This is a genomic window from Rhodococcus sp. UFZ-B548, from assembly GCF_903819475.1.
In the GTDB taxonomy this organism is placed as follows: domain Bacteria; phylum Actinomycetota; class Actinomycetes; order Mycobacteriales; family Mycobacteriaceae; genus Rhodococcus_F; species Rhodococcus_F erythropolis.
This window is the reverse complement of sequence record NZ_CAIJDS010000001.1, coordinates 181,383-200,375: the sequence shown is the minus strand read 5'-3', so window position 1 is coordinate 200,375 and position 18,993 is coordinate 181,383. Positions and strand designations below refer to the sequence as shown.

Sequence of the window (18,993 nt, the reverse complement as noted above, 5' to 3'; positions counted from 1 at the left end):
TCCTTGTGCTCTCCGTCGTTCCTCGCCCCGTAGTTGTCCGGGCCCCGTCCAAGGTGAATCTCCACCTTGCCGTCGGGGACCTGCGAGACGACGGCTATCACGAACTGACGACCGTTTTTCAGGCATTGTCGCTGGCAGACACCGTCACGGTGGCGCCTGCGGACACCTTGACAGTGCGGGTGATCGGCGACGACGCCGCGGCCGTACCGACCGATCGCACCAATCTCGTGTGGCGTGCCGCCGAGATGCTGGCCGCCGAGGGTGGCGTGGCTTCGAATGTCGAGATCGTCATCGAGAAGGGCATTCCCGTCGCAGGCGGTATGGCCGGCGGGAGCGCCGACGCGGCAGCCGCGTTGGTTGCGCTCAATTCGTTGTGGAAACTCGACTTCTCGCGGCCTGATCTCGACGCCTTCGCGGCACGTCTCGGGAGTGACGTTCCGTTCTCGCTGCACGGTGGCACTGCCCTCGGAACCGGTCGCGGTGAACAACTTGTCCCCGTCTTGACGCGCCGCACCTTTCACTGGGTGTTGGCGCTGGCCAAGGGAGGCTTGAGCACGCCGGTTGTCTTCCGGGAACTCGACAAGCTTCGCGCCGAAGGCACACCGAATCGATTGGGTACCGCTGACGAGTTGATTCACGCGCTCACCACCGGTGACCCTCATGTGCTCGCTCCGCTGCTCGGAAACGATCTGCAGGCGGCAGCACTCTCACTCAACCCGGATTTACGACGGACGCTGCGAGCGGGTGTCGAAGCCGGAGCTTTGGCCGGCATCGTCTCCGGCTCCGGACCGACATGCGCCTTTCTCTGCGCCGACGCACAGTCCGCGGTGGAAGTGAGCGCAGAACTTGCGGGAGCGGGGGTGTGCCGCACCGTTCGCGTGGCGAGCGGACCCGTTCCCGGAGCACGAATACTCGACAATGCGGCAAAGGGACAGCACTGATGGCGAATCTGATCAATCTGGAAAACGTGTCGAAGTCTTTCGGCGTCAAGCCGTTGCTCGACGGGGTCTCCCTGGGCGTGGAGGAAGGCGAGCGCATCGGTGTCGTCGGCCTCAACGGTGGCGGCAAGACGACCATGCTCGAAGTCCTCGCGGGTGTGGAGCAGCCGGATTCGGGACGCGTGAGCCGTGTCGGCGGATTGCGCATGGCCGTCGTGACGCAGCGCGGTGTGTTGCCTCCCGGCTCCACGGTCGGTGAAGTAGTCCTGGGGCCGCTCGGAGTGGCCCAGCACGAGTGGGCCGGCGACGCGCGCATTCGTTCGGTGCTCTCGGGTATCGGTATCGACAACTTGGGCGCCGGCGGCGAGAGGTCCGCATTGGACGCCAAGGTCGACGGCCTGTCCGGCGGTGAGCGTCGCCGCGTGGCTCTCGCTGCGGCTCTGGTTCAGGACCTCGACCTGCTGGTGCTCGACGAGCCGACCAACCACCTCGACGTCGAAGGCGTTCAGTGGTTGGCCGAGCACCTCGTCTCGCGTCGCAGCGCGCTTGTCGTCGTGACCCACGATCGCTGGTTCCTCGACACCGTCGCCACCCGCACCTGGGAGGTTGTCGGTGGCGGCGTCGAAAGCTACGAGGGTGGCTACAACGACTGGGTGTTCGCCCGCGCCGAGCGTTCGCGTCAGGCCGACGCTTCCGAAGAGCGTCGACGCAACCTTGCGCGCAAGGAACTCGCATGGCTGCGCCGCGGTGCGCCGGCCCGTACATCGAAGCCGAAGTACCGCATCGAGGCCGCGGAGGCCTTGATCGCCGACGTTCCGGCACCTCGTGACGCGGTGGCACTTGCTTCCTTCGCCCAGCGTCGACTCGGCAAGGTTGTCATCGAACTCGAAGACGCGCGTCTGGAGACCCCGGACGGCCGCGTACTCGTCGAGGATCTGACCTGGCGGCTCGCTCCGGGGGAGCGTGTAGGCCTGGTCGGTGTCAACGGCTCGGGCAAGACGACTCTGCTGCGGACGCTGGCCGGTGAACTCGAGCCGGCAGCAGGCAAGCGCATTCAGGGGCAGACCGTCCACATCGGTTGGCTCAAGCAGGAACTCGACGATCTGCCGACCGACATGCGTGTACTCGACGCGGTCAAGGACGTAGCCGAGCGAATCACGCTGGGGGACAAGGAAGTATCAGCCGGTCAGCTGGCTGAGCGGCTGGGCTTCACACCGGCGCGTCAGCGCACCCCCGTCGGCGATCTGTCCGGTGGTGAGCGCCGCCGTCTGCAGTTGACGCGTGTCCTCATGGCCGAGCCCAACGTTCTGCTTCTCGACGAGCCCACCAACGATCTCGACATCGACACGCTTCAGCAACTCGAGGATCTGCTCGACGGCTGGGCGGGCACCATGGTGGTCATCTCGCACGACCGGTACCTGATCGAGCGCATCTGTGACACCACCTGGGCTCTCTTCGGTGATCGCAAGCTCACCAACCTGCCGGGTGGTATCGAGGACTACCTGCGTCGACGCGCAGCGATGGGGGACGGCGACAACCCGTCGGTGGCCTCGACGGCGAGTGGTGCGTCGAAGAGCAAGCAGGTCCGCGACGGTGCCGCGGATCGCGCTGCACGCAAGGAACTTTCGAAGCTCGAGCGATCCATTGCGAAGTTCGACGACCGCGAGAAGAAGCTGCACGCTTCCCTCGCCGACGCAGCCACCGACCCGGACAAGCTGCAGAAGCTCGGGGCTGAACTCAAGCAGGTCATCGCGGACAAGGAAGCCGCCGAGGAGCAGTGGATGGAGCTGTTCGCCGAGCTGGACGGCTAGGGGAATTTCGCTCCGAACTTCTTGAAGATTCGCTCTGGATCCACACTCTCCGGTGCTTGCTCGCGTAGCAGTGCGTCCAGCACGATCCCGTCCAGTGCTGCGACCAACTCCGTTGCATCGGACGATGTCATGCCGCGTTCGACCAAGATGTCGACAAACCGATCCCGACCACGCACCAGTTCCACTGCGAGGTCGGGATCGTGGAATGACGCGATGATCAGTTCGTAACGCGCCCGGGTGCGGCCGGATTCAGGCCCCAGCCACCGGGCCACTTGTTGCTTCGGCGTCTCGCCTGGGCGAGGAAGATCGCCGTCCAGAAGGTGTCGCACCACCTCGACTATCAGTCCACGTTGATTTGCGAAGTAGTGCCGTGCGCTGCCGTGTGGCACGCCTGCCTCGTCTTCGACGCCTCTCATCGACCAGGCTCGAAACCCAATCCGGCCCGTCTTTTTCGACATCCTGCTCGTGCTGTGTGTTGTTGCGATTGTGTGTTTTGCGGGGTATGTCTTCTATCGCGTGATATTGGACGACTAGGTGAATGTTGATGTACTTCAACAGGTCTCGAGTCTTCATGTTCCTGAAGTTGTCCGCTTTGTCTCTGGCTATCGAAAGTATGTTCGATTAAGATTTCGGTATGGACAGTCGGGATGCGTGGCAGCTGGATGGTGAGAGCCTCAAGTGTGAGGTTCTGGATCTGGTGCGTGTCCGGCACGAGTTGCAGTCGCGGATGGTGTTGCTGATCGTGGAGATGTTTTCCCGTGAGGTTCTCGGCGGGAAGGGTTTTCGGGCGATCGCCCAGTGGTTGCATGGTTCGACGAATTTGGAGATCGGTGAGTGCAGTCTGCTGGTCGGGTTGGCGCGGTTGTTGATGCTCGAACCTGTTGTGGGCGATGCGTTTCACCGGGGTGATGTGGATGCGTTGAAGGCGCGTCAGGTGGCGTCGTTTTGTCAGCATCCGCCGAAGAACATGACCCTGGCGGATGTGGACAAGGCCCGGGGGATTCTGCTCGGGTTGGCGTCGAAGAACATTGCCGATTGTGATGCGGTGCGGGCGGCGATCCGGCGGATCGAGAAGCAGTACGGCAAGCGTGAGGACGGTGTTCCGGTCGGCGAGGATTCCGAACGTAACGAGTTCTATGCCTCGAAAGGCTTGTACGGGCGGGTGTCTGTGAAGGGCGATCTGGATGCGGTCAACGGGGCACGGTTGATCACGCTGCTGTCGAGCCTGTCCGCTCCGACACCGGAGAAGGACGGTGTCAAGGACACCCGCACGCCTGCTTTACGACGGGCGGACGGGTTCTGCGAACTCCTGCGCCGGTATGAGCGGGCGGGGTTGGGTCCGATCGAAGGCGGAGTGAAACCACACATCACGGTGACCGCGTCGGCCAAGGACATGACGGACCTTAAAGTTCTGAAAGACCTCCTGCCGTCCACTGAGGAGTTGGGGTTCGCGTGGACGGATTGGGTGGGTCCGATCAGCCTCGACACTGCCCGGATGCTGGCGTGCGACTGCACCGTGACGCGGATCTTGTTGGATGAGAACGGTGTTCCGCTCGACTGCGGTAAGGAAGTAAGAACAGCGACGGTGCCGCAGCGGCGGGCGTTGGCGGTTCGGGATGGTGGGTGTGCGTTCCCGGGGTGTGGGACTCCGTCGGGGTGGTGCGATGCTCACCATATTGTTCACTGGAACGATGGTGGCCCAACGGATCTCGACAACCTGGTCTTGTTGTGCGGTCATCATCATCGGACGATGCATCACACGGAGTGGCGGGTCGAGATCGGCCCGGATCGGAAGACGGTGTTCTACCCGCCGATGTCGATCGATCCGCACCAGCATCCGATCGGCGGGAACAGTCCGCCCACCGCGGCGTGAATCGCGACAACTGAAGACGTGAGCGCCGGGGCACAAACATGCCCCGGTGCTCACGGCTGTCGACCGTCAGAACGTGAGCGTGAGCTTCCCGTTCTCGTCGCTGATATGAACGGTCCGCCCGATCGCCGCCGGGTTGTCACCGCGAAGCTGGGTCAGTTCGGCGGCATTCTCGGGACCGGTGTGACCGGCGACACGGCCGCCGTCCGGCGTTGTTGCAATCACGAACCCGATCTCAGGCTCCCCGGTGCGACCGTATTCGACAGAGGCAGTGACGATTTCTGCAGTGCCCTGGTAATCGGTGATCAGTTCCGGAGCTTCCGCGGTCAAAGCACGTGCGTCGGGGTCACCGACGTACCCGTCGGCATGAGCGGCGGCCGACAGCAGTACGCAGTGCTGGTATGTGAGGAATCCACCGTTGGCGTGGACGAGGGCAAGGTTCGCGCCGTCGCGAATTCGCCTGGTGACTTCAGCGACGGAATGCAGGGTGTAGCTGTTGAGCGGTCCGCCGAAGAACGAGTGACCTCCGGTGACGCTTGGGATCGCGGTATCGGGAAGTCCGAGTTCGCGGATCAACAGCTTGGGCACGATTGGGAAGCAGCTGTAGGCATCGACGATGTCGAGTGCGTCGGCGCCGACTCCGGCACCATCGAGTGTGCGATGTACGGCGTCATGCATCGCGGCCGAGCTGTCGAAGCTGTTGCGGCTGAGGATGTCCAACGGATCACTCGCACCAGCGCCGCCCCAGAGGTACACCAGTTTGCTTTCATCGATCCCGAACTCGCGGGCGGTCGACAACGAGCAGACGACAACGGCCGCAGCCTGATTGACGAAGGGCATGGCGTTGAGCATCAGTGGGTACGGCTCGGAGACCATCCGATTGCCAGGTCCGACGGTGCCGATCTCGTCTGCCGATCGGATCTCCGACGTCCAGGAGGCTGGATTCTTCGATGCCAGTTCCGAGAAGGCGGCGTACATCTTCGCGGACCAGGCGAGCGATTCGCGGGCGCCGTGGCCCTCGGAAGCACTGAAACAGTTCTCGAAGAGCGGGTAGACGCGCGTCGGCACGATGAAACCGGCGCGCTGCATTTCAGGGCTTCCCAGGTCGGCCGGATCGAATCCGGGAGGCCCACCGGGCGCAGCGGTCCACCCGATCGAGTCGGGAGCGACTCCGGACTTTCGCAGCGCGGTGCTGCTGGCGTGCGATTCGCCGCCCACGAGCAGAGCAGCCGAGGATTCACCGCGAGCGATGGCCGCGCCGATCCGATCGAGGAGTGCCGCCGGCCAGTGGCCACCGATCGGCGAGGTAGAGGTGACAGTGGGAGTCGCGCCTAATCGTGAGGCAAGCAGCCTGGGGAGATCGTCGTACGACCAGCTGACCGTCTTGATCGCGAACACGGAATCGATCTGTGTTCCCAGCTCAGCGCGTCCACTGTCGTTCAATGCGGCGACGGTGGCGTCGTGAATCAAGTCAAGAGGTTCGCGGTGCCCGTCGGCAGGATTCCAGCGCAGATCGCCGACGCCGACGATGACCGGGATTCGTGATGCGTCAACCATCATGTACCTCTCGTTGCCGACCCGTAGCCGGGAGTTGCAGTCACGATATCGGGGAGCCTGGTATGTGTAACTCTGGGGTCACAGTCAACAATTTTCGGGTTCCTATTTAGGTATGCCTAACGAAAGTCCTATACTCGTCTTCATGACAGCTGTGGCAGAGAGAATTTCGGTGCCCGTGGGGCCGCGTTCCATCGATCACCCCTACTCGATGACAACGGTGACTCTGAAGCTCTCTCATCAGCGGCAGTGGGCCCCGCATCGTCATCCTGAACATGAGCTGATCTGGGGAAACTCCGGTGGAATGCTCACGGTTGTCGCTGACGGCATCACCTGGGAGGTGCCGCCTTCGGCCGGACTGTGGCTGCCTGCCGGTGCGTTGCATGCCGTGAAGGCGGGCCCAGGTACCGAGTTCTTCTGCACGTACTTCCGGCCTGAGGCGCACGCCGCGCCGTCGGGTGTTCCGGGCTTGTTCGGTATCAGCGCTCTCCTGCGTGAGGTACTCCTGCACATGCATCGGCGGAACATGCCCGACGAGGCGCGCAGTCGCGCTGAGCGGGTGGCCTTCGACATGTTGCAGCCGCTCGAAGTTGCTGCGGTGGAGGTTCCGATGCCGACCGATCCGCGAGCGTTGTTCGTTGCCGAAGCGTTGGTCGCCAATCCGGCAGACCAGCGGTCGCTGTCCGAATGGGCGCTGACGGCCGGCGGTAGCGTCCGTACGCTGACGCGTGTGTTCGCTCAGGGTACGGGAATGACCTTTGCGCAGTGGAGAATTCAGGTTCGAGTCCGCGCAGCACTGACGTACCTGGCTGCTGGCGTGCCGGTTTCGGTTGTCAGTAGGCGGGTCGGATACGAAACTCCGAGTGCTTTTGTCGCAGTGTTCCGCCGGGTCACCGGCCGGACACCCGGCAGCATGATGAACAAGGGGAGCGTGGCTCCCGAATCGGTGCCGTATCTCCTGCACGCTTGAGTTGGGTTGCACCGGGCGGAAGTGCCCGGTGCAACCGTCGCGGTCAACGCCGCGGCGCGGACCACGCTTCCCACAGTTCCGCGTACCGACCCCCGAGGTTGACCAACTCGTCGTGAGAGCCGTGCTCGACGACGCGGCCGTCGTCCATCACCAGGATCTGATCGGCGTCGACGGCCTGTGAGAGTCGGTGTGCCACTGTGACAGCAGTGCGACCCCGGGTCAGAGCCAGAGCGGCATCGTCGAGGACCCTGGCTCCGGCGCTGCCCGCTTCGGCGGTCGCCTCGTCGAGAATCAGCAGCGGCGGATCCAGTAATTCGATTCTTGCCAACGCAAGTTGTTGTGCCTGTGTTGCGGTCAGCCGGTGTCCACCGTCCCCGACGACTGTCTCGAGTCCGTCCGGGAGCGCCCGCAGCCAATCGGAGGCGCCGACGGTATCGAGCGCTGCGATGATGTCGCTGTCGGTTGCCGACGGGTCGGCCAGCCGCAGATCCTCGGCCAACGTGCCGGCAAAGACGTGGACCTCCTGAGTCACGAGGGCCACCGCGCTCCGAGAGGTCGACGGTGGCAGTTCGTTCCGGGGCACCGTCCCGATCTTCACGACGCCTTCGGTCGGTTCGTAGGTCCCCGCGACCAGTTTTGCGACTGTCGATTTTCCGGCTCCGGTAGCGCCGACGAGTGCCGTGACGGTTCCTGCCGGAAGGGTGATGTCGATGCCTCGCAGAACAGGAGCGTCGCCGCTTCGGTACGAGAATGTGACGCGTTCCAAAGACGCCGAGCTGTCGACAGGTTCCTGCGGATCGGTCGGTGCGGATGGCACGGGCGCAAGGGTGACTCCGACCAGGCGAGCCAACGCGATTGTGCCTTCCTGTAATTCGTCGAACACGCTGAGAACCGCGCCCACCGGATCGAAGAGGCGGTGGAAGAACAGGGCTGCGGCGGTGGCGGCACCGATGCTGATCTGACCGTCCTTCACCAGCCAGAAGCCGGTGATCAGCACAGCGGACAGGCCGATGAACTCCGCGATGTTGAGCCGGCCGAAGAACCTGGTGCGTAGACGCGTGGTCAACAAGCTCAGGCGGACGGCGGCCATCGATCGAGATTCGATCTGTTCGAGATGCGGCTGGGCCAGGCGAAGCGATCCGACGGTGTCGGAGTTGCTCAGCGAGTCCAGGAGTTGTTGCGCACGTGCACCTTCTGCCTCCCGCTCCTCGCGGTAGACCGGTGCCGACCTCGAGAGGTACCAGCGCAGCGCCTGGATCTGGATGGGTGCGGCGATCACCGCGGCGACGGCGAATCGCCAATCGAGGCTACCCAATCCGATCAGCGTCAACACGATGGTCAGTGCCGCGGTGGCAAAAACCGGAAGTGCTTCGGATACGGCCCGAGTCACCAACCGCACGTCGCCGGTGATGCGGGAGACCAGGTCTCCGCGCCCGGCGCGTTCGACGTCGCTCTGCGGAAGGTCGAGAACCCGGACGACGACTTCTTCGCGAAGGTCGGCGACAACGCGTTCGCCGACGCCGGCGAGCAGGTAGTTGCTCACTCCGACGAGAAGGGACGAGGCAACCGCGATGCCGACCAACACGAGAGTCAGTGTGCCGATGCGAGAGACAGCGTCGCCGTCTCCGTCGGTCACGGCGTCGACCATGGCGCCGAGGACCAGCGGTGTGAGCAGACCGATCGCGGTCGCGGCGGTCAGGGTGACGACTGCTGCGATCGCGGAGATCCGGTGGGGTCCCATCAACCGAAGTGCCGCGCGGCGAGCTTGTTTCGGTGTTGCGGTGGGGAGTAGTTCGTTCACAGCTCGATCACCCGATCGCAGATATCGAGCAGCACGGGGCTGCTGGTCAGGAGTATTGTGGCGTGTGCCCCGCGTACCTCGGCGATCCCGCGAGCAATGCGCGCTTCGGTGACGGAGTCGACGGCAGTGGTGGGATCGTGCAGCACCAGGACGGGCGCTTCGCTCGCCAGTGCCCTCGCCAACGCGATGCGCTGACGCTGTCCGCCGGACAAAGAATTCCCTTGCTCGGTGACTCGGGTGGCGAGGCCGAGCGGCAGTGCCGAGATCACTTGATCTGCGGCGGCCGCGGCGATGGCCTCGTCGTTGCGGCGACCGATCGGTGCGAGGGAGTCGATGTTGTCGCCGACTGTGCCGATGAACAGTGCCGCGTCGTGCGGTGCTGCCAGAACGTGAGTGCGAAGTTCGTCGATGTGCAGCTCGTGAATGGCGTTGTCGCCGAGATGAATTGTTCCGCTCGAAGGCTCGATTCGACGCGCCAGTGCGTCGACCAACGCATCCGCCCATGCGGCATTCTCGGTGACGATGCCGATGATCTCGCCGCGTTTGACGTCGAGATCGACTGGTGACGCTCCGGCCAACACGACGTCGCGCAGCGTCAGGAACTCGGAGTGATTCAGGGGCACAGGTTCACCCGCGGGAGTCACAGCCTCGGTGGTCCCGAGAAGTGCTGCGACGCGGTTGGCGGAAGCACGCGCCCGTGCCAGGCCGGCGCCGAAGTAGATGATGTCGATCAACGGACCGCGAAGGAACTGTGCCAGACCAACCACGGCAACGAATTCACCGACCGAGATGCTCCCGGACGCTGCCATCCGTCCACCCACGTACGCGATGACAGCGAGGAAAGCGCCGGCGATCGCAACATTGGCGGCGGAGTACATCGCTTGGTATCTCTGTGCGCGAAGGGTTGCTTCCAACGAAGTCCGGCTGGCTCCCCGATACCGCTGCGCTGCAGCATCTCCGGCGCCGATGCCGGAGAGGATTCGGAGTCCGGAGAGCAGATCTGCGGCCAGGGCACCGGCCTTGGCGCCCTGCCATTGATCGGTCTCGGCTCGGCGTTCGAGCGGTCGACTGACCACCTGCATGAGAGCCAGCACCGGGGGCGTACCGAGAATGACGAGCAGGCCGAGTGGCACCGAGATCACCAGAAGCGAAATCGCGGCGGTCAGCACTCCGCAGGCGGCCGCAAGTTTTGTGCTCAGCGTGTGGGTGAATCCGGCCACCGAACCCGCGTCGGATGTTGCAATCGAGTAGACCTCGCCAGGCATGCGCCGCGGCGACATGCCGTGCGGATCGAGGCCTCGGCGCGCGATGTCCATCCGCAAGCGATGCGCACCGTGCTCGGTGACGGAATCGGAGATGCGTGCCGCGAAGCGCCAACTGAGCAACAAGCCGGTGAAGAGAATTCCGAGAACGAGGATCCACTTTCCGAGTGCGGCGGCATCGCTGGTCGCGACAGCACGGTCGATCACCGCACCGATCACCACCGGCACCAACGCTTCCGCGACCTGGTGGCCGGTGAAGCCGACGGACGCCGCCGCCAACTTGGCTCCGCGACCTTCGGAAGCGATCGCGCGTGTGATTACCTGGCGCGGCGTGATCGCCGGGCCGGTTGGGGGACCGTTTGTCTCGGCCGAAAGAAGTGGTGTCGAAGGCACTGGGTCCACGCTAGGGATCGTGGGCGGTAGTCAGAAGTCACACCGGTGCCAATACTTGTCGTGAACAGGCCATATGTATTGCGTTGGCCGAATTGCGATAGTAGTTGGCCCCGTTGCAGCGGAGAAGGCATCGACTCATCGACAACACTGCAATAAATTAAGGTCTACCTTACTTAGCGCGGGTTAACTATGTCCGGAAGTCGGATTTGATCCTCGTGTTCGGGTCCGGTTCATGTTCCATCGATGTTGGAGATTGTTGTGAGTCTTGTGTTCGGCGAGGTACTTCACAAGGAGTACGTGACCCCGGGAATGGTTCGTATCGTGTTCGGAGGGGAGGAACTGACCGCCTTCGAAACCACCGGTACCGGTGACGAATACCTGCGCCTCCACTTCCCGGTCCCGGCTACAGGCGAGTTCGTTCTACCGGCGGAAGATCCGGACGCACCGCGCGGTTGGCGGTACCCGGAGGGCGAGGAACCATCCCCGTGCCAGCCGTACACCGTGCGACGGTTCGATACCGAAACCAGCCGAATGACAATCGACTTCGTCGTTCACGAGGGCGGAATCGCCAGCGACTGGGCGCAGAAAGCCGAGATCGGTGACAAGTTGGCGATCGGCGAGTCTCGTGGCCTCTACGAGCCGCCGGCCGACGCACGCTGGCAGGTGTTCGTCGCCGACGCAACCGGACTCCCCGCACTCGGTCGTCTGATCGAACAGTTGCCGGCCGGCATGTCGGCCAAGGCGATCGTCGAGGTGGTGGACGAGTCTCACAAGCAGCAGATCACCTCGGACGCCGACGTCGAGTTCATCTGGCTGGTCGGCAGTGGCAACGGTGTTGCACCGTCGAAGCTGCCGGACGCGGTTCGCGCGATGAACCTGCCCACCGAACTCGGATACGTGTGGGTGGCAGGCGAGAGCACGATGCTCCGTGACATCCGCAAGTACCTTCGTCACGAACTGAAGTTGCCGGGTGAGCAGTACAAGGTCATCGGCTACTGGACGTACAAGGCCGAGGTCTGGAACGCGAAGTACGAGGCCCTCGACGAGAGTGTCCGCGCGGCACTCGATGCGGCCTGGGAATCGGACCGCGACGAGGAAGAGATTCGCGACGAGGTCGAGAAGACTCTAGAGAGCGCCGGCTTGTGACCGTTGGATTAGACAAGAGTGCCGTCGACCAGAGTGCGGCTGACGAGAGAGCCGTCGACAAACACACCGAAGAACTGATCGACGAGTCGCTGCAAGAGAAGCAGAAGCAACCGGACGGCCTGGTATCGACCAACTCTCGTCGTATGGCGGGTCTTCTGGTGTGCCTGGTGGTGCTTGCCGCCGTGCTCCTTCTGAGCATTGCGGTTGGATCGAAGACCATTCCGTTCGGGACCGTGATCGACGCGCTGGTGAACTACGACGACTCGAACGATCACGTGATCATCCGTGACCTGCGGCTGCCGCGTACTCTGCTCGGTCTGATAGTCGGCATGGCGCTCGGCGTGGCCGGTGGCCTCATCCAGGCGATGACACGAAATCCCTTGGCTGATCCCGGAATTCTCGGTGTCAATGCCGGAGCAGGCTTTGCGATGGTTGTTGCCGTCGCGGTCTTCGGCCTGACCAGCATCTGGTCGTACATCTGGTTCGCGTTCCTCGGAGCGGTGATAGCCACGGCGATCGTCTACACGCTGGGCTCGATCGGCCGAGGCGGTGCAACGCCCATTCGGCTGACACTGGCCGGTGTCGCCATCGGCTCCGTGCTCGGCGGCATCTCGTCCGGCATCACCTTGCTCAACCCGACCGCCTTCGACCAGATGCGCCAGTGGAATGCCGGCTCACTCAGCGGACGTTCGTTGGAAATCGTTCTGGCCGTTGCCCCCTTCATTCTCATCGGACTCTTCCTGGCGCTCGCGTTGGCGCGCCAACTCAACGCGGTGGCCTTGGGTGACGATCTGGCACGTTCGCTCGGTGCCAACATCACTCGTACTCGTATCCTCGGTGTCATCGCGGTGACCTTGCTGTGTGGCGCAGCGACAGCGGCGGCCGGGCCGATCGGATTCGTCGGTCTGATGGTTCCGCACGTCGCAAGATGGTTCGTCGGACCGGATCAGCGATGGATTCTCCCGTACACGTTGGTGTGCTCGCCGATTCTGCTTCTCTTCTCCGACGTCGTCGGCCGAATCGTGCTGCGCCCGGGTGAACTTCAGGTCGGCATCGTCACGGCATTCATCGGAGCTCCGGTGCTGATCATGCTGGTGCGTCGAAGCAAGGTGAGCGGTCTGTGAGCATTGATTTCGGGCGCCCCACCACGGTGGTGCGCTCACCCAAAGAAGGCTGGTCCGCGCGGATCGACGTCCGCACGGTCACGGTCTGCCTCATCCTCGTTGCGCTTGCACTGGCGATCGGTGTCATCGCCCTCGGTAGTGGTGACTACCAGGTGCCGATCGGGGACGTCCTCGGCGCACTGTTCGGCGAAGCGCCCGCGCGTATCCACATGGTCGTCGTGGAATGGCGTCTGCCCCGAGTTCTGTTGGCGCTGATGCTCGGTGCGGCACTCGGCATGAGCGGTGCGATCTTCCAATCGCTCACCAGGAACCCGTTGGGTAGCCCAGACATCATCGGCTTCAACTCCGGTGCGTACACGGGCGCTCTTGTGGTCATCCTCCTCATCGGTGGTACTTACTACGAGATCGCAGTCGGTGCTCTGGTGGGCGGAATCGCGACCGCAGCAGTGGTTTACCTCCTTGCGTACAAGCGTGGTGTGCAGGGATTTCGGTTGATCATCGTCGGTATCGCCATCAGTGCGATGTTGGGCTCGGTCAACACCTGGATGATTCTCAAGGCGAAGCTTGACGACGCCATGGCCGCCGCAGTGTGGGGTGCCGGTTCGTTGAACGGTCTCGGCTGGACTCAGGTGTGGCCGGTGGTCGTCGTGCTGGCCATCCTCGTTCCGCTGATCCTGGTGTTGGGCAGGCGGATGCAGATGCTCGAGATGGGCGACGACGCCGCCAAGGCACTCGGAGTCCGGGCCGAACCCACGCGGCTTTCCCTGGTTGTTCTGGGTGTCGCTCTGACGGCCATGGTGACAGCAGCGGCCGGACCGATCGGGTTCGTCTCGCTGGCGGCTCCGCAATTGGTGAGGCGATTGACCGGTAGTGCCGGAGTGACCCTGCTGCCGTCGGCAGCAATGGGTGGCGCGTTGTTGATGGTCAGCGACTGGGTGGCGCAGCGAGCTTTTGCACCGACACAGTTGCCGGTCGGCGTCGTCACGGTCTCCATCGGTGGCATCTATTTTGTATGGCTTCTCGCGCGAGAGGCCCGTAAGCAGTGATCGGTGAAGGAACGAGGAACAGCGTGAACGAGGCAAGTGCGGCGGGCGTCGTGGCTGAGAAGACGAATCGGCTTCGCGCCGAGGACGTCACGATCGGGTACGACAAGCGCGTCATCTCGGAGCACCTCGACGTCGAGATCCCCGACGGTGGCTTCACCGTCATCGTCGGTCCCAACGCCTGCGGCAAGTCGACACTTCTGCGTGCGTTGTCCCGGTTGCTCAAGCCGACCACCGGCAAGGTTCTTCTCGACGGCAAAGCGATCACGTCGTACCCGGCCAAGGAAGTTGCGAGGCGGCTCGGGCTTCTGCCGCAGACATCCATCGCCCCGGACGGTATCAAGGTCGCCGATCTGGTTGCGCGAGGACGTTATCCGCATCAGAAGCTGATCCGTCAGTGGTCGCGAGAGGACGAGGCCGCCGTCATCAAGGCGATGGAGGCAACCAAGGTCACGGATCTCTCTGCCAGGCCGGTCGACGAACTGTCCGGTGGTCAGCGCCAACGTGTCTGGGTCGCGATGGTTCTCGCGCAGCAGACTCCGTTGGTGCTGCTGGACGAGCCGACGACGTTCCTCGACATCGCCCATCAGATCGAGCTTCTGGAGTTGTGCCGCGATCTGAACGAGAACGACGGGCACACGCTGGTGGCTGTGCTTCACGATCTCAATCACGCGTGCCGCTACGGAACTCACATCATCGCGATGAAGGACGGCGCCGTGGTCGCCGAAGGCCCGCCCGCGGAGATCATCACCGAAGAACTGGTGCAGGAGGTGTTCGGCATGGCGTGCCACATCATCGACGATCCGGTTTCCCACACACCACTTGTCATTCCGCTGGGACGCGAGCGTCAGCGAAACATCGAAGGAGCAAAGGTATGACACTCGTCCTGGATACGCAGGTCACCGATTCGGAGTGGGCTCAGATCGTCGACCGCATTTCACGGCGCCGATTCTTCGGTAGCGCAGCCGGTGTGGCTGCAGCACTGGCGCTGAGTGCGTGTGGAACTTCCGATGCCGAGTCGGACTCGGCCAGTGACACTCTCCCGTACACGTGGGGCGAGTTCAGCGGCGACGTTCCGCGCGACCCCAGGCGCGTTGTGGTGCTGGACGGCCGCGTCGACCTCGAATTCGCGATGATGATGGACTACCCGATCGTCGGTTCGGGGAACTTCTGGTTCCCCGATGCCAAGGCAGGATTCCAGTTTCCCGGCCGTACCATCGAGGACGCGAGCTTCGTCAACGTAGCCGGCGATTTCTCCACCAATTTCGAGGCTCTGCTCGCTCTCGAACCCGATCTGATCGTGATCACTGCGATCGGCTACACGAGTGACTGGTACGGCACCGAGCGCTTGTCTTCGATCGCGCCGCTGTTGGTCGTCGGCGACGACGTCGAACCGATCGCCGGACACCCGGTCGACTGGCGAGGTGCGCTGATGGCGCAGGCGAGCCAACTCGACCGTGTGGCAATCGCCGAGGCTTCCATCGCGGAGTACGACGACAAGCTCGCGAGACTGCGACCCATGTTGCAGGAGAAGCTGGGCGGAAAGAAGATCGTGTTCGGCGTTCAGACGCCGACCGGATTCCTTGTGCATCAGCGGAATCTGCGGATCAGTGTTGCGATCGATGCCGGCCTGGACGTGCTTTTCCGTGACGACGACAATGCAGAGAACTCGTTCGAGTTGTCGTTCGAGCAACTCGACACCTTGGCTCCGGCGGATGTGATCATCGCCCAAGCGCGCGATCAGGAAGCACTCGACGCGATCAAGACGCAGCCGACGTGGCAGCGGTTGCCTGCAGTTCAAGCGGGCAACGTGTTGACCAGCGACGCGCGATACAACCAAGGATTTGCGCTCACCGCGGCCATCTTCCTCGACATTCTCGAGGAAGCGGCCGGGCGAATCACTGCTGGGCAGTAATTCAGGCGACGTTGCGGGCCTGGTCGAGTAGTTGTGCAACCTGCTCGAACCAGGCGCCGTAATTGGCGTAGGTGTTGGGACGCTTGTCGTCGAAGTCGATCACCTGGTTCGCGGTCACCGCGGGCAGCTTGACGAACACGGGTGATGCTGCGAATGCTTCTGCCGACTTCGCGAACTGGAACACGATGTCCGCCGGGTAATCCGGGACCTGCTCCCAGCTGAGGTCGGCCCAGCCTTTGTCGCCTCCCGGTCCGGTGAACTTCACGCCGAGTTCTTTCAGATAACCGAACTGGGCGAGCGCCGTTGTGCCTGCGTACAACTCGGAGCTGTCACCGTTCAGGGCGAGGACTTCGATGTCGTCGACCTTGCCCGCGGCAGTTCGGATTCGCTCTGCACCGGATTCGAATGCTTCCTTGCCCTCGCGTGCTTCGGCTGTGTCGGTGTTCCCGCCGAGAGCTTCGGCGAGTGAGGCGTATTCGCTCAACACGTCCGGTGTCGAGGCTCCGGAGAACTTGACGCCGACAAACGGTGCAACATTGTTGACGGTGTTGCCCATCGGCTCGTCCCACCAAGTCCATCGCGTCGGGTCGTCACTGTTGCCGTACCCGATGACGAGGTCGGGGTCCAGTGCCGCAAGTGATTCCGCGCTGAGTTCGCCTTCACGGCCGACGACCGTCATGGTCGACTCGTCGGCATGATCGGTGACGTCGGGATTGCCGACGCCGTAACCGAAGATGCCGACCGGCCGAATACCGTAGTCCCACAGCGCAGCAGCGGAATACGCGTCGACGACGATCCGCTCCGGGGCGTGATCGAGGGTGATCGTGTTTCCGTATCCCGTTGTGTAACTCCAGGACTGGTCGGCGGACCTGGTCTCGGTAGAAGGTGATGCGTCGCTACTTCCGCAACCGGTGAGCAGGAGTGCGGCGACGGCGGGTAGTGCGGCGAATCCGGCGAACCGGCGGGTGAGTTTCATGAAAACCTTCCGAACATGGCGAACTAAGCTAGGTAAGCCTAACCTGATGTTCCATTCGGGTGTTCTCCGGGTCAGGCGCCCTGCCACATCTGAAGCCATTCGCTCCAGGATGGGGGAGTGATCGACGGTTGAGGTGTTCCGCCACGAAGTCCGTCGAGCATGAAATCGAGATAACGCGTGTGTATTTCGGTGGCTCGATCGCCCTCGATCGGCAGAGTCGGCCGCAGATGCACTGTCATGAGCATGACGTCTGCAGCAGTGAAGCCGGGCGGGACTTCGCGAGCGTCGACGCAGACGTCGACCATGGATTGCAAGGCGGCCTCCAATTCTTCGGCGGCACGAGTGACTTCGGCGTGTTCAGGCAACCTGCCGCCGAGGACCGGAATGAGCGGTCCCACCGATTCGGTGAGATATCGCGAGAAGAACGTCTTCAATACGGCTTCATCGGTTTTCGCGGTGCTCACGCACTCTCGGGCAAGGGTGGCGAGGTGATCGATCGCCCAGACGCGCAGGGATTGCGCCAGTTCCTCCTTGCCTCGGTATCGGCGATAGATGCTGCCGACGCCCACTCCGGCCCGTGCGGCAATCGCCGATACCGGTGCATTCCAACCCTGTTCGGCAAAAATCTCGCGCGCTGCTCGCAGCACGGTGACGTCGTTGTCTGCGGCTTCTCGGGCGCGTCCGGGGAGGCTCGCATTCTCTTTCGCCATTCCCACAGGCTAGCAATGCGTGGTTTACTCAATCGGAACGGAGTGTTCCGTTCCGATTCGATTCATGATTGGAGGAAGGTGTCGATGACGACCTTGGCAGAGGCGCCCACGCGATCCGGGAGCCGGGTGATCGCAGCCCTGGCTGGAGCGGTACTCGTCTACTCGCTCATGCAGACCATGCTGGTACCGGCGTTGCCGGTGTTGGGTGAGCATTTCGACACGTCCGTGGCGGTGACCGGGTGGATTCTTACGTCCTATCTGTTGGCGGCCGCGGTGATGGCTCCGATCGTCGGGGCAATGGGTGACCGGTTCGGCGACAAGCGAGTTCTGGTGATCGTTCTGGTCATCTTTGCCCTCGCCACATTCGCCGCCGCGGCAGCGCCGAACATTGGGGTGCTGCTCGTCGTTCGGGCCGTCCAGGGAGTGAGTATGGCGAGCTTCCCGCTCGCGATGGCAGTGCTGCGGAGAACGGTAGTGGGCGCCGAGTTGTCTTCGGGGATAGGTTGGCTCGCTGGGACTTTGGGAATCGGTGCCGGAAGTGCACTGGTGATCGGCGGTGTCATTCTCGAGTATCTCAGTTGGCAGTGGTTGTTCGTGATCACCGGGATCTTGATCGTGCTCGCATTGGTCGCGGTGGTGGCCGTGGTTCCGGGTTCGCATCGCCGGCCGGGTATGCCGACGGACTGGGCCGGTGCCGGAGCACTGGCGTTCGGGTTGGTGAGCCTGCTCCTGGCGATCACCAAAGCCTCCGACTGGGGAGTTCTGTCGCTCGGATTCTGGGGTCTGGTTGTAATCGCGTTAGTTTCGTTCGCGACACTGATTGCCGTCGATTCCCGCCACGACGCGCCGATTGTCGACATGCGAGTCTTTCGGGACAAGCCGATGATGATCACCAGCGCACTCACTCTGGTGTTCGGATTCGTGCCGTACATCTTTTACCTCTGCCTGCCGCGGATCCTTCAGGCGCCGGACACGTCCACGTACGGAAGCGGATTCACTGTCGTGCAGACCGGGTTGGCGCTCTTGCCTGCCGCTGTACTCGTCTTTCTCGGCGGGCGTTTGACGCCGGCTCTCGCGCGGCGATACGGGCCGCGAGTACCGGCGGTGACAGCGCTGGCACTCATGGCGACGGGCGCGATCGGACTCGCAATCTGGCCGAGTTCGGTGGTTGCGATCGTGCTGTTCTTCTCCCTCGTCGGGTTGGGGAACGGCGTGGGGTTCGCGGTCTGTGCTCTGTTGGTTGCTTCGATCGTGCCGCCATCGGAGATGGCAGCGGCCAGTGGTGTCAACAGCGTGATCAGGACCGTGGGATCGGCGGTGGGTGCGCCGGTAACCACAGCAGTCCTGGCGATCGGTATTTCCGGTGATTCGTTCGGAGCGGCGTTCGTGATGGGCGCGGTCATCAGCGTTGTCGCGTGTCTGCCGGCGTTTGCACTTCCGGTGACGAGGGCTGCACAAACGGCTTGAGTTATTGTAGGCT

16 protein-coding genes are annotated in these 18,993 nt (G+C 63.1%); 10 read left to right on the top strand and 6 right to left on the bottom strand.

The annotated features are described in order from the left end of the window. Positions 1 to 5 precede the first annotated feature (5 nt). Together H7C86_RS00925 and H7C86_RS00920 are read left to right on the top strand one after the other, a co-directional pair. Positions 6 to 941, top strand: a complete 936-nt coding sequence (locus H7C86_RS00925; protein WP_060939748.1) for a 4-(cytidine 5'-diphospho)-2-C-methyl-D-erythritol kinase — start codon at positions 6 to 8, stop codon at positions 939 to 941. Then, positions 941 to 2,749, top strand: coding sequence for an ABC-F family ATP-binding cassette domain-containing protein (locus H7C86_RS00920; RefSeq protein ID WP_003946255.1), 1,809 nt, complete (start codon positions 941 to 943; stop codon positions 2,747 to 2,749). Before H7C86_RS00925 ends, H7C86_RS00920 begins: the two co-directional genes overlap by 1 nt. On the opposite strand, the gene H7C86_RS00915 is transcribed toward H7C86_RS00920, so the two are convergent. Next, entirely contained in the window at positions 2,746 to 3,165 is a 420-nt protein-coding gene (locus H7C86_RS00915; protein WP_020970320.1) for a TetR/AcrR family transcriptional regulator, read from the bottom strand. The genes H7C86_RS00920 and H7C86_RS00915 overlap by 4 nt on opposite strands. Before the next feature lie 218 nt (positions 3,166 to 3,383). Here H7C86_RS00915 and H7C86_RS00910 point away from each other — a divergent pair, with 218 nt between their 5' ends. After that, positions 3,384 to 4,622 carry an HNH endonuclease signature motif containing protein gene (locus H7C86_RS00910; protein WP_182260944.1) on the top strand — a complete coding sequence of 413 codons (1,239 nt, stop codon included), beginning with the start codon at positions 3,384 to 3,386 and terminating at the stop codon, positions 4,620 to 4,622. Positions 4,623 to 4,688: 66 nt separating this feature from the next. On the opposite strand, the gene H7C86_RS00905 is transcribed toward H7C86_RS00910, so the two are convergent. Further along, on the bottom strand, positions 4,689 to 6,179 hold the full coding sequence (locus tag H7C86_RS00905) for an acetyl-CoA acetyltransferase (RefSeq protein ID WP_182260943.1): 1,491 nt from the start codon (positions 6,177 to 6,179) through the stop codon (positions 4,689 to 4,691). A 139-nt stretch (positions 6,180 to 6,318) separates the two neighbouring features. Between H7C86_RS00905 and H7C86_RS00900 the strand changes: the two genes are divergently transcribed. Then, positions 6,319 to 7,143 (top strand): AraC family transcriptional regulator, encoded by an 825-nt coding sequence (locus H7C86_RS00900; protein ID WP_182260942.1) that lies wholly within the window; start codon positions 6,319 to 6,321, stop codon positions 7,141 to 7,143. Positions 7,144 to 7,186: 43 nt separating this feature from the next. Here H7C86_RS00900 and H7C86_RS00895 read toward each other — a convergent pair whose 3' ends face one another. Next, entirely contained in the window at positions 7,187 to 8,944 is a 1,758-nt protein-coding gene (locus tag H7C86_RS00895; protein ID WP_182260941.1) for an ABC transporter ATP-binding protein, read from the bottom strand. Then, positions 8,941 to 10,599, bottom strand: a complete 1,659-nt coding sequence (locus H7C86_RS00890) for an ABC transporter ATP-binding protein (protein WP_259349011.1) — start codon at positions 10,597 to 10,599, stop codon at positions 8,941 to 8,943. The genes H7C86_RS00895 and H7C86_RS00890 overlap by 4 nt, the downstream gene beginning before the upstream one ends. Before the next feature lie 258 nt (positions 10,600 to 10,857). On the opposite strand from H7C86_RS00890, the gene H7C86_RS00885 reads away from it, so the two are divergent. The 5 genes from H7C86_RS00885 to H7C86_RS00865 are packed head-to-tail and all read left to right on the top strand — an operon-like array spanning position 10,858 to position 15,827. Next, positions 10,858 to 11,745, top strand: coding sequence for a siderophore-interacting protein (locus tag H7C86_RS00885; protein WP_259349010.1), 888 nt, complete (start codon positions 10,858 to 10,860; stop codon positions 11,743 to 11,745). Then, positions 11,742 to 12,869, top strand: a complete 1,128-nt coding sequence (locus tag H7C86_RS00880) for a Fe(3+)-siderophore ABC transporter permease (RefSeq protein WP_020970315.1) — start codon at positions 11,742 to 11,744, stop codon at positions 12,867 to 12,869. Before H7C86_RS00885 ends, H7C86_RS00880 begins: the two co-directional genes overlap by 4 nt. Continuing rightward, entirely contained in the window at positions 12,866 to 13,915 is a 1,050-nt protein-coding gene (gene fepG, locus H7C86_RS00875; protein ID WP_019744683.1) for an iron-enterobactin ABC transporter permease, read from the top strand. Before H7C86_RS00880 ends, fepG begins: the two co-directional genes overlap by 4 nt. A 23-nt stretch (positions 13,916 to 13,938) precedes the next feature. Further along, positions 13,939 to 14,790: an ABC transporter ATP-binding protein gene (locus tag H7C86_RS00870; RefSeq protein WP_259349009.1), complete on the top strand. Its 852-nt coding sequence runs from the start codon at positions 13,939 to 13,941 to the stop codon at positions 14,788 to 14,790. Then, the gene (locus H7C86_RS00865; RefSeq protein WP_182260938.1) at positions 14,787 to 15,827 is read left to right on the top strand and encodes an ABC transporter substrate-binding protein; all 1,041 of its coding nucleotides are present in this window, start codon (positions 14,787 to 14,789) and stop codon (positions 15,825 to 15,827) included. Before H7C86_RS00870 ends, H7C86_RS00865 begins: the two co-directional genes overlap by 4 nt. A 1-nt stretch (position 15,828) precedes the next feature. On the opposite strand, the gene H7C86_RS00860 is transcribed toward H7C86_RS00865, so the two are convergent. Then, complete coding sequence (locus H7C86_RS00860) at positions 15,829 to 16,803, bottom strand: ABC transporter substrate-binding protein (RefSeq protein WP_182260937.1); 975 nt, start codon at positions 16,801 to 16,803, stop codon at positions 15,829 to 15,831. A gap of 71 nt (positions 16,804 to 16,874) precedes the next feature. After that, positions 16,875 to 17,513 carry a TetR/AcrR family transcriptional regulator gene (locus H7C86_RS00855; protein ID WP_047890214.1) on the bottom strand — a complete coding sequence of 213 codons (639 nt, stop codon included), beginning with the start codon at positions 17,511 to 17,513 and terminating at the stop codon, positions 16,875 to 16,877. Between the two features lie 84 nt (positions 17,514 to 17,597). Here H7C86_RS00855 and H7C86_RS00850 point away from each other — a divergent pair, with 84 nt between their 5' ends. Next, positions 17,598 to 18,980: an MFS transporter gene (locus tag H7C86_RS00850; protein WP_182260936.1), complete on the top strand. Its 1,383-nt coding sequence runs from the start codon at positions 17,598 to 17,600 to the stop codon at positions 18,978 to 18,980. Positions 18,981 to 18,993 lie beyond the last annotated feature (13 nt).

Bases quoted from the DNA above. Each gene is read 5' to 3' on its own strand.
- H7C86_RS00865 (WP_182260938.1), top strand. From the start codon at position 14,787: ATGACACTCGTCCTGGATACGCAGGTCACCGATTCGGAGTGGGCTCAG.
- H7C86_RS00905 (WP_182260943.1), bottom strand. From the start codon at position 6,179: ATGATGGTTGACGCATCACGAATCCCGGTCATCGTCGGCGTCGGCGAT.
- H7C86_RS00910 (WP_182260944.1), top strand. From the start codon at position 3,384: ATGGACAGTCGGGATGCGTGGCAGCTGGATGGTGAGAGCCTCAAGTGT.
- H7C86_RS00900 (WP_182260942.1), top strand. From the start codon at position 6,319: ATGACAGCTGTGGCAGAGAGAATTTCGGTGCCCGTGGGGCCGCGTTCC.
- H7C86_RS00850 (WP_182260936.1), top strand. From the start codon at position 17,598: ATGACGACCTTGGCAGAGGCGCCCACGCGATCCGGGAGCCGGGTGATC.
- H7C86_RS00855 (WP_047890214.1), bottom strand. From the start codon at position 17,513: ATGGCGAAAGAGAATGCGAGCCTCCCCGGACGCGCCCGAGAAGCCGCA.
- H7C86_RS00860 (WP_182260937.1), bottom strand. From the start codon at position 16,803: ATGAAACTCACCCGCCGGTTCGCCGGATTCGCCGCACTACCCGCCGTC.
- H7C86_RS00920 (WP_003946255.1), top strand. From the start codon at position 941: ATGGCGAATCTGATCAATCTGGAAAACGTGTCGAAGTCTTTCGGCGTC.
- H7C86_RS00915 (WP_020970320.1), bottom strand. From the start codon at position 3,165: ATGAGAGGCGTCGAAGACGAGGCAGGCGTGCCACACGGCAGCGCACGG.